Source organism: Henriciella algicola, assembly GCF_003576245.1.
GTDB classification, from domain to species: Bacteria; Pseudomonadota; Alphaproteobacteria; order Caulobacterales; family Hyphomonadaceae; genus Henriciella; species Henriciella algicola.
In genome coordinates, this window is record NZ_QWGA01000003.1 from 991,470 (window position 1) to 1,004,967 (window position 13,498).

Sequence of the window (13,498 nt, forward strand, 5' to 3'; positions counted from 1 at the left end):
AGCGTCAGAACAGCATCCAGAGGCCCATGGCGATCATCATGAGATTCTCTGTCAGAGAGACAAATCCAAGCGGGACATTGGAGTTGCCCCCGACGCAGGCGCATTTGAGCTCCCGCTTGTCGATATAAACCGCCTTGAAGACCGACACGGCCCCGATCGAGCCGATGAGGATAGCGACAGGCGCGGCGAGCCAGATCAACGCCCCTGCAATCATCAAAATACCCGCAAAAGCCTCGGCAAATGGATAGACGAAGGCGTATCGCACGTCGCGCTGCGCCAGCAGGTCGTATCCGAGGAACTGGTTCTGAAACGCGGTGAGGTCCTGCAGCTTCTGGATGGCGAGCACACACATTGCGATCGCGATGAAAAGCTCAATCGCGCGAAAAGTGAAGATGGTCCCGGACGCAAAATAGCTCACGGCCAGCGCCATCAGGAATGAGGTCGCAAAGATCGCAATGACTGGCGTATAGCTGGTCTCGCCTTCCTTGTCGGCGGCCGTCGACTTGCCGAAGTATCGGCGCAAATCGTCATGTCCCCCAATCCGTACGCCATTGATCCAGGTCTGAGGTGTCGTCTTCACGTCATGCCGCTGCTTGAACGCGTCGGTTTCCTCACGCGTGGTGAGATGGTTGTCCTCAATCTCAAATCCTTCACGCTTGAGAAGGTCGCGCGACTTCAGCCCGAATGGACAGATATGCTTGTCCATGACCATTCGGTAGAGGACGGCCTTGTTAGGGCCGCTACGTTCCGCCGGGTCATGCATTGGCTGCTCGGTCGCTGGAGCGTCTGCTCCATTGTGCGTGGTCGTTTCCATCCCAGCTACATTGTGCGTGAAAGGCGGCCCGTCCAGCCCCCTTGCCTGAAGCAGTGTTCTAGCGGCAACAAATCCATGTATCCTGCTCGTCGATGATGATCGCTTGCTGAGGAGACTGCGATGCTGCGTGAAAGGATCAGCCGTGAGCTGGATCACGACCCTCGATTCTCATGGCGCGGGGAGTCCGTCACGCGCATTGAAAACCTGTCGGACATCGTTTTCGCCCTTGCCCTCGGCATGATCGTTTCATCTGCCGCACGGCCGGAGACGTTCGACCAGCTGACGGCGAACCTGTTGACGATCATCCCGGTGACGGCAGCATTCGCCATTCTCTTCATGATCTGGAATGCGCACTACGTTTTCTTTCGCCGCTATGGCGTCGCAGACGGGCATATCATCCTGCTGAACTGTCTCCTGCTTCTTCTTGTATTATTCACCGCCTACCCCCTGAGGTTCATTTTCGACAGTCTCTACGGGTATGTGCAGGGGGTTATGGGCGACTGGAGCCGCCTTGAGGCAGCCGGTATCGGCTATCGGGAAGCCGGCGTAATCATGGGTTATTTCGCGCTCGGTTATGGCCTCATCTACCTCGTGATAAGCCAGATGTACGCGCACGCCCTGAACAAGGCGGAGCTGCTAGGACTGAGCGCCAGCGAAATAGAAATGACACGCCAGTCTATCTGGATATTCAGAGTACAGATCCTGATCGTGGCGCTCACTGGGGTCTGCGCAGTGTGGAGCCCGATGTATGCTTTCTCCGGCTGGATAATGGGCCTGATCTGGCCGGCTGCCCTGCTCGTCGATCGACTGATCCCTGTGCCGGAAGACGACCGGAATGCAGGTTCTGAAATACAACCGGATGGTTGATCGATGTGCGGACAAGGCTTGATATTTGACGCGCTGCACAATCACTCTAGAAGCAGAGAATTGACTATCTTCGCCATCTGGAGGGCGGAATGAGTGAGATTGCACGCATCGGTGTTGTAGGCGCGGGCCAGATGGGCAATGGCATCGCCCATGTCTGCGCACTGGCTGGCTACGACGTTCATCTGAACGACATTTCTGAAGACGCCCTGTCCGCAGGCATGCAGACCATCGAAGCGAACATGACCCGTCAGGTATCGCGCGATGTCATCTCGCATGAGGACATGACCAAGGCGATGTCGCGCATCCATACCAGCACTTCGCTGGACGGTTTCAGCGACGTGCACCTAGCGATCGAAGCCGCCACTGAAAAGCGCGAGATCAAGGAAAGCATCTTCAAGTCGCTCTGTGACGCTGTTCCGGCGAACGCCTATCTCGCAACGAACACGTCATCCATTTCGATCACGCGCCTCGCGGCCACGACCGACCGTCCTGAAAAGTTCATCGGCCTTCATTTCATGAACCCTGTGCCGCTGATGAAACTGATGGAGGTCATTCGCGGTCTCGCCACCGATCAGGACACCTATGAGATGGCGCTGGCCTTCGCCAAGCGACTCGAAAAGACCACCACCAATGCCGAGGACTATCCGGCCTTTATCGTGAACCGCGTCCTTGTCCCGATGATCAATGAGGCGGTTTACGCCCTCTATGAGGGCGTTGGCACCGTCGACAGCATCGACACGGCCATGAAGCTCGGCGCGAACCACCCGATGGGGCCGCTTCAGCTTGCAGACTTTATTGGCCTCGATACCTGCCTTTCCATCATGCAGGTCCTCCATGATGGTCTCGCCGATACCAAGTATCGCCCTTGCCCGCTTCTGGTGAAATATGTCGAGGCCGGCTGGGTTGGTCGCAAGGCAGGCCGCGGCTTCTACGACTATCGCGGCGACGCGCCGGTCCCGACGCGCTAGGCGTTCTTGCGCCGCTCCTAAAGCACCTAGATTTCGACGGTCCGGATCAGTTCGATCACGGCAAGGATAACTGTGTTCACGGCAACCGCCGCCAGGATCATCCCCATTATCCGGCTGACCAGCGCCGCACCCGCCATCTTAATCACCCGCAGGATTGGCGTGGCCGCGAGCATCAGAATAAACGCGCAAGCCATTACGGCGAGCATGATGCCGCCAGTCATCGCCTGTTCCTGGATGGAGAAGCGGTTGTTGTCGGTCAGCACGACCACAGCGAGGATTGCGCCAGGCGAGGCGAGCGACGGCATAGCCAGCGGGAAGATTGCGACTGACGAATGCCCGTCCTGCTCGGCAGACCATTGCTCAGATTCGCTTTCGGGCTTGGAGTCCCCGAAAATCATAGTCAGCGCAAAGAGTAACAGTACAATTCCGCCTGCAATCTGAAATGCTGGCAGGCTGATCCCGAGCGCATTGATCAGGAACTGACCGCCAACCAGAAACAGAAGCAACACAGCCGTCGCCGCAATCGTCGCCTTCAGCGCGATCTTCCATCGGTCTGCAGCTGCCACGCCGGCAGCGACCGCGATGAAGACCGGGATAGTCCCGATCGGATCAATCACGACCCAAAGCAATACGAACTGTTCCAGCAGACTATGCGTCATGGTCCCCGCCGATTTGAGATTTGACGAGAAGGCCCTTTCCGTCCTTGATGCAGATTGTCGCGGCTCAGCCGATTACAAGCAGCACCGTGCGAATTCGCTCACACCGAGCTGTTATCTTGCTTCGGTATAGTGGCGCAGCAATAGGAGATTGGTGATGTCTTACACATTGGGGTTCGTTCTCGCTGTGCCCGCGGCCAACGAGGAAGCCTATCGCCAACACGCTGCGGACGCCTTTCCCATCTTCAAGGATACCGGCATCATTCGCATGGTAGAGGCTTGGGAAGACGATGTCCCTGATGGCGACCTGACTGACATGCGCAAGGCCGTGAACGCTGAAGAGGGCGAAAAAATTGTCTTCTCGTGGATAGAATATCCTTCGAAGGAGATCGCCGACGCCGCCGACGAGAAAATGCACAATGATCCCCGGATGGCAGAGATGGGCGGCACCATGCCGTTTGATGGCAAGCGGATGATCTATGCGGGCTTCGAAACCCTGTCGGACGTCGGCAGCGCTGATGGCACTGGCTATATCAGCGGCATGGTCGCACCAGCCCCCGCCAACGGCAAGGAAAGCTACGCCGGATTTGCCAGGAGCATGGCCGCCATTTTTCACGAGTATGGCGCGACGCGCATTTTCGATGGATGGGGTGTTGACGTTCCGCCCGGCGAGGTCACTGATTTCCAGCGCGCAGTACAGGCAAAGAACGATGAGAACATCGCCTTTGGCTGGATTGAATGGCCGTCGAAGGAAGCCTGCGATTCAGGCTGGGAACGGATGATGTCCGATGAGCGCATGCAGAACAATGAAATGCCGTTCGACGTCAAACGCATGATCTTCGGCAACTTCAGACCGATCGTCGATCTCAGCTAGCAAGGTCTAGCTGCGCCAGCGCAGCGTGACCGGCTTGATCGGGTTCTCAAACGGGCGGCTCTCGGTTCGCGAGGCCGCCCATTCCTTTTTCAGTGTGCGATACCATTTCGCCTGCACATCGATATCGTCGATCCAGATCATCGCTTTCTGATACTTCATGCCCTCATTCTGAAGGTCGACGATGTCGCCGTCCTGGCGCAAGAATTTGCGCGCGGCCGGCTTGAAGATCGGAATGGCGAGGTTCAGAAGCGGCGCCCCGAAGAACCAGGTCACCTGCGTTATCCGCGTCTGTTTTTTATAGACAGGTGTCAGGCAAGTCAGCGTCAGAAGGCGCGCCGTCTCATTCTCCACAATCTCCCAGCGATAACCGGGCAGCTGAAAGATGATCTGCGTCGTGACCTTGCCGCCGAACACCGCCTTGTAGGCCAGCGAGTTCGATGACGGCTGATGGCGATCAATCGCCCAGCCCCGGTCGCGCGGCACGAAGGGCTTTTCCTTCAGCTTGAGGCCCACGCTCGGCGGGCGCCACCACCACTGCGAATGCACGAAAGCGACGTGTGCCGGATCCATGAGGCCAACGACGGCGTCGTCCATGTGCGCGTTGAAGGTCTCTTCGATGACGAATTTCGGCTTGTCGGGCAGCTCACCGAAGTCTGGCGGCGGCACGTCTGGCGCGCCCTCGAATTTGGGGTCATGCGCGATGAAGACGAAGATCATCCCGTTCTTTTCGTGCACCGGGTAGCGGCGCACTTTGAACCGGCTTGCTTCATAGGGCTGGTCTTCGAGCACACTCGGCATGTGGCGGCAGACCCCGTCCGTGCCAAAGCGCCAGCCATGATAAGGGCACTCGACGGTCGGCTCGCCATTCGTGTCCTTCATCTTGCCAGCTGACAGCGGCACGAGGCGATGCGGGCAGATATCGCGCAGCGCAAAGGCCTCCCCCGCCTCGGTCCGGCCAACTACGATGGGTTGGTCGAGCATAATGACATGCTTCAGGCCGCCGGGTTTCAACTCGCTCGAGGGGCACGCCAGATACCAGCTATCGGTCAGCCAGCCCTCGGCCGTGATGCCCGGCTGGGTGTCTGTTGTCTTGTCGATAAGGGTCTGCGTGTCAGCCATGTCGCCTTTTATACTGCGCAAACCCTTACAGAAAGCCTGCAACACCCCGCATTGACAGCACGCAGCCGCTAGTCGGGGACGGCAAGCCCCGCTATATGGCGGGCCATGACACCCCGCGACAAGATCCGCAATTTTTCCATCGTGGCCCATATCGACCACGGCAAGTCCACCCTCGCTGACCGGCTGATCCAGGTCACGGGCGGTCTCACCGATCGTGAGATGCGCGAACAGGTACTCGATTCCATGGATATCGAGCAGGAACGCGGCATCACGATCAAGGCCCAGACGGTCCGCCTGAACTACACCGCCAAGGATGGCGAAACCTATGTCCTCAACCTGATGGACACGCCCGGTCATGTCGACTTTTCCTACGAAGTCAGCCGCTGTCTTGCTGCCTGTGAAGGCTCGCTCCTCGTCGTCGACGCCTCTCAGGGCGTTGAGGCGCAGACGCTCGCCAACGTCTATCAGGCGATCGAGCAGGACCACGAAATCGTCCCGGTCCTCAACAAGATCGACCTGCCCGCCGCTGAACCGGACCGCGTGAAAGAGCAGATCGAGGACATTATCGGCCTCGACGCCTCAGACGCGATCATGACGTCGGCCAAGAATAATATCGGCATCGAGGACGTCCTCGAAGCGATCGTCACCCGCCTGCCCCCACCGCATGAAGGCGACCGCGACAAGCCGCTCAAGGCCTCGCTGATCGACGCCTATTACGACCCCTATCTTGGCGTGGTCGTTATCGTGCGCATCGTCGACGGCGTGATGAAGAAGAAGCAGAAGATCCGCATGATGCGCGCCAAGTCGACCTATGAGATCGACAAGGTCGGCATTTTCGGCCCCAAGCCTACAGACGTTGACGAGCTTGGTCCGGGCGAAGTCGGCTTCTTCGTCGCTTCCATCAAGGAAGTGGCCGACACCGCAGTCGGCGACACGATCACGGACGAGAAGAACCAGGCCACCACGCCGCTTCCGGGCTATAAGGAAGTCGTTCCGATGGTGTTCTGCGGCCTCTTCCCGGTCGATGCAGGCGACTTCGACGATCTGCGCGCGGCCATGTCGAAGCTGCGCCTCAACGATGCGTCTTTCACCTGGGAAATGGAAACGTCTGCGGCGCTCGGCATGGGCTTTCGCTGCGGCTTCCTTGGCCTCTTGCACCTCGAAATCATCCAGGAACGCCTCAGCCGCGAGTTTGACCTCGACCTGATCGCGACGGCCCCATCCGTGGTCTATGAGATGACGATGACGGACGGTACCGAGTTGGAGCTGCACAACCCAGCAGACATGCCGGACGTCGTGCGCATCAGCGAAATCCGTGAGCCGTGGATCAACGCGACGATCTACACGCCGGACGACTATCTTGGCGCTATCCTGCAGCTCTGTCAGGACCGCCGCGGCATCCAGAAAGAGCTCTCCTATGTCGGTGGGCGCGCCATGGTGAAGTATGAGCTGCCGCTGAACGAGATCGTCTTCGATTTCTATGACCGCCTGAAATCCATCTCGAAGGGCTATGCCAGCTTCGACTATGAGATCATCGGCCACCGCGCCGAGAACCTCGTGAAGATGCAGATCCTCGTGAATGACGAACCGGTTGATGCGCTTTCCATGCTGGTCCACCGCGACCGGGCCGAAGGCCGGGGCCGTCAGATGTGTGAGCGCCTGAAAGACCTCATCCCCCGCCAGATGTTCAAGATCCCGATCCAGGCCGCCATTGGTGGCCGCGTGATCGCGCGTGAAACCATCTCGGCGCTCCGCAAGGATGTGACCTCGAAATGCTATGGCGGCGACGCGACGCGCAAACGCAAGCTGCTGGAAAAGCAGAAGGCCGGTAAGCAGCGCATGCGCCAGTTCGGCAAGGTCGAAATCCCGCAGGAAGCCTTCGTGGCAGCCCTGCGCATGGATGACGATTGATCTCTCCCGAACCACAGGGTCGGTAGTCGGCACACTAATGCAAGCGCCCCCTCCCCGTCTGCGGGGAGGGTCGGGGTGGGGCCTCCCCCACGTCACCGATAGGCAGGCGGCTTTTCGCTGATACTGTCCCGGAAAATAGATATCCGGGAGGCCTGCCACATGACCAAGACCGATCTTTTCGAGCCCGTCACCTATAACGGACTGACGCTCAAGAACCGCATCGCACTATCGCCTCTGACGCGCGCCCGCGCGACACAGGACGGCAAGGCCGGCAAGCTTCAGGCAGACTATTACTCACAGCGCGCGAGCGCTGGCCTCCTTATCACTGAAGCGACTGCCGTCGTTCCGGGTGGGCGCGGCGGGCCCATGTTGCCGGGTCTCTGGGAAGACGCGCAGATCGCTGGCTGGAAGGAAGTGACCGACGCGGTGCACGCGAAGGACGGCCTCATCTTCAGCCAGCTCTGGCATGCCGGCCGCCTCAGCCACTCCTCTCTCAGCGCTGACGGCAAGAGCGCACCTGTTGCACCATCAGAATACAGCCAGCCCGGCGAGATCTTCACCGAGACCGGCCCTCAGCCCTATGAGCCGGTCCACGTCATGACCAAGGCCGAAATCAGGGAGATGGTCGACGCCTATGAGGCCGCCGCAATCCGCGCCAAGGAGGCTGGCTTTGACGGGATCGAACTGCACGCGGCCCATTCCTACCTTATCTCGGCCTTCCTCAATGACATGACGAACCAGCGAGACGATGAGTATGGCGGCTCTATCGAGAACCGTGCCCGCTTCCTGAAAGAAATCCTCGAAGCCTGCCTGAAGGTCTGGGACGGTAAGCGAATCATGATCCGCCTTGCCCCACTCGGTCACGCCTACGGCACCTGGGATACTGATCCCGAGACGCTTTTCACCCATGTCGTCGACATGATGAATGATCTCGGCATTGGCTGGCTCGATCTCGTCGAAGGCGATACCGGCGTCACACGTACGCCAGAACCTTTCTTCGACGTCCTGAAACTGCGCAAGCGCTTCAAGGGTCCGACCATTCTCAATAATCTCTACACGAGAGAGATGGCTATCGATGCGCGCGAGAGGGACAACGGCGACGTCATCGCTTTCGGACGCCCGTTCATCGGAAATCCGGACCTTGTCGAGCGCCTCAAGGCCGACGCCGAGCTTCACGAAGCCCCGCTCAAGGCCTATTATGGCGGCGGCGCGCGCGGTTACACCGATTTCCCGACCATGGAAGAGGCCTGAACGCTCGCGATAGACTGTGAACTGGGGGTAAGCATGACACGACTAATCTGGACCACCGCAGCAGCACTGGCTCTGATGACGGCGCCCACCGCGTATGCGCAGAAGCCGCAGCTCACAGGCGAGAGCGGCACAACCGTAATCGAGGACTGCCTTGCCGAGGCTGAAGCCGGTGACCGTGATAGGCAATCCTGCGTCGGCAAGATGTACGATGCCTGCCCGGGGAATGCCGGCTCCACCCTCGAAATGGTGACCTGCATCACGGATGAGACGGCGTTCTGGGATATCCGCCTCAATGAGGTCTACCGCGAGCTCATTGCGCTCTACCAGCAACAGGACTCCGAGTTTGGTGACGACTACAACATGGCCGCGCGCCTGCGTGAGACGCAGCGCGGTTGGATCGATTGGCGCGATCTCAAATGTCGCTTTGCTTATGACGAGTTTCGGGGTGGCACGCTTGGCCGCGTTACGGGTGCCGACTGCATCATGACGATGACGGCAGAGCGTGTCTTCGAGCTTGAAGACCTCAAAGACGCTGCGGAGATGTGACCCCTCCCCCGCGTCACCGATAGGCAGCCGGGGCGCCAGCAGCTAATCTCTCTCGTAAAACAGGGAGACACGCCATGCCGGACACCGCCACAACTTTTGAGGAAATCCTCTACGAAGTCGCAGACAATATTGCGACCATCACGCTCAACGCGCCTGACCGGATGAATACGATTTCGGGGCCGATGCTAGACGGGCTCTCTGAAGCCCTCCTCAAGGCCGACAAGGATCCGGAGGTCCGCTGCGTGATCCTGACCGGCGCTGGCCGCGCCTTCTGTGCAGGCCTCAACCTGGAAAGCGCCACCAAAGGCGAAGGCATGGGCTCCGGCGCGGTCTCGTCGGCCAATCTCGACCTCCGCAACACACCACCGACCACCCTCTTCAACATGGACACACCGACCGTCTGCGCCATCAATGGCGGGGCGGCGGGCTATGGCATGGATACAGCACTTGGCTGCGATATCCGCATCATGTCCGACAAGGCGAAGATGGCCGCAGCCTTCACCAAGCGCGGCATCCTGCCTGAAAGCGGCGGCACCTGGTTCCTGCCGCGCATGCTGGGCTGGGAGAAAGCATGTGAGCTGATCTTCACGGGCCGCACGCTCAAGGCTGATGAATGCCTTGCAGAAGGCCTCTGCTCCAAGGTCGTCGCTCATGACAGCCTGATGGACGAGGCCCGCGCGCTGGCAACCGAAATCGCGTCCAACGCGCCGCTTGCCGTGCAGGCCTCAAAACGCCTGATGCGTATGGGCCTGTCAGAGCCATTCACCGAACACGTCCACCACGTCTTCCTGCAACTCCTGCCGCTCATGCGGTCAGAAGATGCCCGCGAAGGCATGATGGCCTTCCTCGAAAAGCGCGAGGCAAACTTCAAGGGCCGCTAGGCGGCTCTAGAAGCCACCTACAGCCAGCGCGAGGTCGCGTGCCTCATCCTCAGCGCCGAGCCTGCGAAGTGTAGACAGGGCATTCTGCAGACCAGCCGGGGAAAGCTCGGCTGGATTGCCGCCCACCGCGTTGAGAATAAGGAACAGCGCCTCGCCATGCGCACCATTGCGGGCTGCCGCATCGATGGCGACAAGTTGACCGGGAGACGGACGGCTCGCTGCCTCGTCGACCTGCGTCGCAAGCGCCTGACGAGCTTCAACCGGCAGCGTGACATCGAAGGCGGTCCACACGGCGAACAACGCCAGCGCCTTCGCGCGCACCTCGTCGCTCGCATCTTCGCCGATAAGGTTTTCGGCGACGCGCTCTATGGTCGCCCGGTTGCGTTCGCGGGACATGATCAGGCCGTAGCCGCGCATGAGGTCGACCTCATAGGACGCGTCGCCTGACTCCACGCCAGCCGCATCGAGCCAGAACGTCGCCAGCGACATGTTGCCAACCGACATGGCAGCGCGCGCAAAGCTCAATGCCTCGTCCTGCTCAACCGCATCGGCCGGGAAGCGCTTCAGATCGTCTTCAAACAGGGCGGCTGTCGTCGCGATCCCCTCCTCGCTGGCGCGTGCCTCCTCAAGCGCGGCTGCCAGTGCTTCGATCCGGCGCCGTTCCAGCGAAACGATTTCCTCGGCCTCTTCCTCGTCGGCATCAATCTCTTCTTCGATGCCAAGAGGCTGCAGACCCGAGATATCGCCGGGGCGCAGGATCACAGGCTGCTCCTCCACCTGCGTCAGCAGGTAGAGCGCTTCTTCACTCGCCGTCTCCGGCTCGAAATCTGGCGCAGAAACATAGTCGACATAAAGCGAGCGCAATTGCGGGGCATCCATCAGCCCAGCCGCAACTGCCGTGCGCGCAGCCACCACACGCAGCTCAATCGGATTGCCCCGTTCATTTGCATAGGCGAGCGCGAGATCGGGCCGCGCCGTCTCCAGCGCTTCGGGCGTTACTTCGAGGTCGGCCAGCTCTGAGAACGCAACCTGCAGGCCAGAGCCCAGCCGCGCTTCGGGGCGCTCATCAGCCTCAGCAATGATCGCAATGGCGGTCTCGGTCACCCACGGGTCGGCGCCTTCCTCGATGGCGGCAAGCTCAAGCGCGAGCTCAGCATCGCCAAGATTGTCGCCTTCGATGGCGCAGATGATACGAAGCTCCAACCAGAACTTGTCGGCCGCTTCAGGGTTCATCTGATCGCAGACGAGCCCAAGTTCGCCGCGTGCGAGCCGGTTGTCTGACGTAATCGCGTCTGGGTCGACGCCCTCTGGCAGCATGTCCACCTGACGGCCAAGCTCGGAAACCGCCTGACGTTCACCAAGAGACGCCAGCAGCTCGAGCCGTTTGGTCTGCAGTTCAGCCGCGCCTTCTCCGCGCGGCGCCGCCGACGGTGAGCGCAATGCACGGCTGAGCAGGTCGCGCTCCGCCTCCGTCATCGTCTCCACATTGAGGGAATTCATCAGATCCAGAAGGAAATCCGGGTCGGACGAGGTCCAGATACGGTCACTTAGCGCGCGTTCGCCGCGCGCCAGAAGGTTGGTGTTCCAGGCATTCACGTCATCAAGGCCGCTGGTGCGGATCTGCGCGTCTGCCCCAAAACTGATCGACGCTGCCAGAAGCAGCGCCGGAACGGTTCTAGAAAACATTCTCAACCTCCATGCGCACTTCGCCGGCGTCCGGGCGCGAGTTATCAACTTCGGTGCCCAGCCACCAAAGAGTGCCCACAATGGCGATGATCAGGACAGCGAACAGGATGAACCATTTGCGCATTCGAAAGAAACCTCATTGGCATTAGCATGACCGCGATTGTTGCTCGGCAACGTCGAGCCTGTATAGGACACTCATGAGCGAGCTTAAAAGCCCATGACCACAAAGAGTAGCTACACCGCAGATCCGGCACGAATAGGGCAAGCCATCTCTAACCGCACAGTTGCGCTTGTCGGGCTTATGGGCGCTGGCAAATCGACTGTGGGCCGCCGGCTGGCAGAAGTGCTGGGCCGCCAGTTCTATGACAGCGATAATGAGATCGAGAAGGCAGCGGGCCTTTCGATCTCCGACATCTTCGCCCTGCATGGCGAGGAAGAATTCAGGCGCGGCGAGCACCGCGTCCTGGAAAGACTGCTCGGCGAGGCCCCTCATGTCCTCGCGACGGGCGGCGGCGCTTACCTCAATCCCGATACGCGCGACCTGCTGCGCGAGAAGGCCGTCACGATCTGGCTCAACGCAGATCTGGAAACGCTGTGGCGGCGGGTTTCCCGGCGCAGCCACCGCCCGCTCCTGAAGGCAGACAACCCAAAAGGCGTGCTCAGCCGTCTTCTCGATGAGCGCACGCCGATCTATGAGAAGGCCGATCTGGTCGTGACCAGTGAGGAGGGCCCTCACCGCGCGACCGTGAACGCTATCCTGAAAGCGCTCGACGAGTGGAGCCAGACGCATAATGACTGAAACAGCGACCGCCCTTCATTCGGTGCGCGTCGATCTTGGCGCGCGCAGCTATGACATCAAGATCGGCGCTGGCCTGATCGAGAGTGCGGGCGCAACGCTCGCGCCCCTGACCCGCCAGCCACGCGTTTTCGTGCTGACCGACGGAACGGTCGGCGGGCTCTATGCAGGCACGCTTGAAAAAAGCCTCAGCGCCGCAGGGCTCGACATGCGCCTCAAGGCCGTGTCTCCCGGTGAAGGGGCGAAGAGCTGGGCAATTCTTGGTGAAGTTCTCGACTGGCTCCTGTCAGAAGGCGCTGGCCGTGACGATATTCTTGTCGCGCTTGGCGGGGGCATCGTTGGTGACCTGACAGGTCTCGCCGCCTCGCTAATGAAGCGCGGCATGACGTTCGTTCAGGTGCCGACCACGCTCCTTGCCCAGGTCGACAGCTCAGTCGGCGGCAAGACCGCTGTGAACGCTTCGCAGGGCAAGAACCTCATCGGTGCCTTCTACCAGCCTGCGCTCGTGCTTGCAGATACGGGCCTGCTCGCCTCCCTGCCAGAACGAGAGCGCCTTGCAGGCTATGCCGAGATCGTGAAATACGCGCTGATCGACGATGCTACCTTCTTCGACTGGCTTGAAAGCCATGGCCGCGATGTCGTCGCGCTGAAGCAGGACGCACTGGCCGAGGCGGTCGCCGTATCCTGCCGCGCCAAGGCGCGCATCGTCTCACAGGATGAGCGCGAATCCGGCGTCCGTGCGCTCCTCAATCTGGGCCACACATTCGGCCACGCGCTGGAGGCTGTGAACGGGTTTCGTAGCACCCTCCTGCACGGCGAAGCTGTCGCCGCAGGTATGGCGCTCGCCCTTCGCTATTCTGCACGCCTCGGTCTGATGAGCGTAGAAGACGCCCACCGCGCCGAAGCGCTGCTTGAAAAAGCAGGCCTCGTGACACAATTGAACCGCGTGCCAGGGGGTCCATACACATCCAGTGCGCTCGTCGAAGCGATGAAGCAGGACAAGAAGGGCCGCGCCGGAAAGATTCCGCTCATTCTTGCACGCGGTCTCGGTCAGGCCTTTATCCTGCCGGACGCCGACCTCGCCGATGTCGGCGAATTCTTAGAAGGGGAGCTCCAGCGGAGCTAAGCC

The 13,498-nt window shown here is 60.3% G+C and carries 14 protein-coding genes; 9 read left to right on the forward strand and 5 right to left on the reverse strand.

All coding sequences use genetic code 11. From position 1 onward, the window contains the following. Positions 1 to 4: 4 nt before the first annotated feature. Positions 5 to 763 carry a MauE/DoxX family redox-associated membrane protein gene (locus D1222_RS05325; protein WP_119453157.1) on the reverse strand — a complete coding sequence of 253 codons (759 nt, stop codon included), beginning with the start codon at positions 761 to 763 and terminating at the stop codon, positions 5 to 7. Positions 764 to 934: 171 nt separating this feature from the next. On the opposite strand from D1222_RS05325, the gene D1222_RS05330 reads away from it, so the two are divergent. Together D1222_RS05330 and D1222_RS05335 are read left to right on the forward strand one after the other, a co-directional pair. Beyond that, complete coding sequence (locus D1222_RS05330) at positions 935 to 1,681, forward strand: TMEM175 family protein (protein ID WP_119453158.1); 747 nt, start codon at positions 935 to 937, stop codon at positions 1,679 to 1,681. Positions 1,682 to 1,770: 89 nt separating this feature from the next. Further along, positions 1,771 to 2,649, forward strand: coding sequence for a 3-hydroxybutyryl-CoA dehydrogenase (locus D1222_RS05335; RefSeq protein ID WP_119453159.1), 879 nt, complete (start codon positions 1,771 to 1,773; stop codon positions 2,647 to 2,649). Between the two features lie 26 nt (positions 2,650 to 2,675). On the opposite strand, the gene D1222_RS05340 is transcribed toward D1222_RS05335, so the two are convergent. Continuing rightward, on the reverse strand, positions 2,676 to 3,308 hold the full coding sequence (locus tag D1222_RS05340; RefSeq protein ID WP_119453160.1) for a MarC family protein: 633 nt from the start codon (positions 3,306 to 3,308) through the stop codon (positions 2,676 to 2,678). A gap of 154 nt (positions 3,309 to 3,462) precedes the next feature. On the opposite strand from D1222_RS05340, the gene D1222_RS05345 reads away from it, so the two are divergent. After that, the gene (locus D1222_RS05345) at positions 3,463 to 4,179 is read left to right on the forward strand and encodes a DUF1428 domain-containing protein (protein ID WP_119453161.1); all 717 of its coding nucleotides are present in this window, start codon (positions 3,463 to 3,465) and stop codon (positions 4,177 to 4,179) included. A gap of 6 nt (positions 4,180 to 4,185) precedes the next feature. On the opposite strand, the gene D1222_RS05350 is transcribed toward D1222_RS05345, so the two are convergent. Then, positions 4,186 to 5,298: an aromatic ring-hydroxylating oxygenase subunit alpha gene (locus D1222_RS05350; protein WP_119453162.1), complete on the reverse strand. Its 1,113-nt coding sequence runs from the start codon at positions 5,296 to 5,298 to the stop codon at positions 4,186 to 4,188. A 105-nt stretch (positions 5,299 to 5,403) separates the two neighbouring features. On the opposite strand from D1222_RS05350, the gene lepA reads away from it, so the two are divergent. From lepA to D1222_RS05370, 4 genes are all read left to right on the forward strand, one after another. Further along, positions 5,404 to 7,209: a translation elongation factor 4 gene (gene lepA, locus D1222_RS05355; RefSeq protein WP_119453163.1), complete on the forward strand. Its 1,806-nt coding sequence runs from the start codon at positions 5,404 to 5,406 to the stop codon at positions 7,207 to 7,209. 159 nt (positions 7,210 to 7,368) lie between these two features. Then, positions 7,369 to 8,460 (forward strand): alkene reductase, encoded by a 1,092-nt coding sequence (locus D1222_RS05360; RefSeq protein WP_119453164.1) that lies wholly within the window; start codon positions 7,369 to 7,371, stop codon positions 8,458 to 8,460. A gap of 33 nt (positions 8,461 to 8,493) precedes the next feature. Beyond that, a complete protein-coding gene (locus D1222_RS05365; protein ID WP_119453165.1) occupies positions 8,494 to 9,006 on the forward strand; it encodes a lysozyme inhibitor LprI family protein in 513 nt (170 codons plus the stop codon). Between the two features lie 74 nt (positions 9,007 to 9,080). Beyond that, the gene (locus D1222_RS05370; protein WP_119453166.1) at positions 9,081 to 9,887 is read left to right on the forward strand and encodes an enoyl-CoA hydratase/isomerase family protein; all 807 of its coding nucleotides are present in this window, start codon (positions 9,081 to 9,083) and stop codon (positions 9,885 to 9,887) included. Positions 9,888 to 9,893: 6 nt separating this feature from the next. On the opposite strand, the gene D1222_RS05375 is transcribed toward D1222_RS05370, so the two are convergent. After that, positions 9,894 to 11,573, reverse strand: a complete 1,680-nt coding sequence (locus D1222_RS05375; protein WP_119453167.1) for a hypothetical protein — start codon at positions 11,571 to 11,573, stop codon at positions 9,894 to 9,896. Next, positions 11,563 to 11,697 (reverse strand): hypothetical protein, encoded by a 135-nt coding sequence (locus D1222_RS15890; protein WP_267896078.1) that lies wholly within the window; start codon positions 11,695 to 11,697, stop codon positions 11,563 to 11,565. Before D1222_RS15890 ends, D1222_RS05375 begins: the two co-directional genes overlap by 11 nt. A 93-nt stretch (positions 11,698 to 11,790) precedes the next feature. On the opposite strand from D1222_RS15890, the gene D1222_RS05380 reads away from it, so the two are divergent. Together D1222_RS05380 and aroB are read left to right on the forward strand one after the other, a co-directional pair. Then, the gene (locus D1222_RS05380) at positions 11,791 to 12,372 is read left to right on the forward strand and encodes a shikimate kinase (protein WP_119453168.1); all 582 of its coding nucleotides are present in this window, start codon (positions 11,791 to 11,793) and stop codon (positions 12,370 to 12,372) included. Then, positions 12,365 to 13,495, forward strand: a complete 1,131-nt coding sequence (gene aroB, locus D1222_RS05385; RefSeq protein WP_119453169.1) for a 3-dehydroquinate synthase — start codon at positions 12,365 to 12,367, stop codon at positions 13,493 to 13,495. Before D1222_RS05380 ends, aroB begins: the two co-directional genes overlap by 8 nt. Positions 13,496 to 13,498 lie beyond the last annotated feature (3 nt).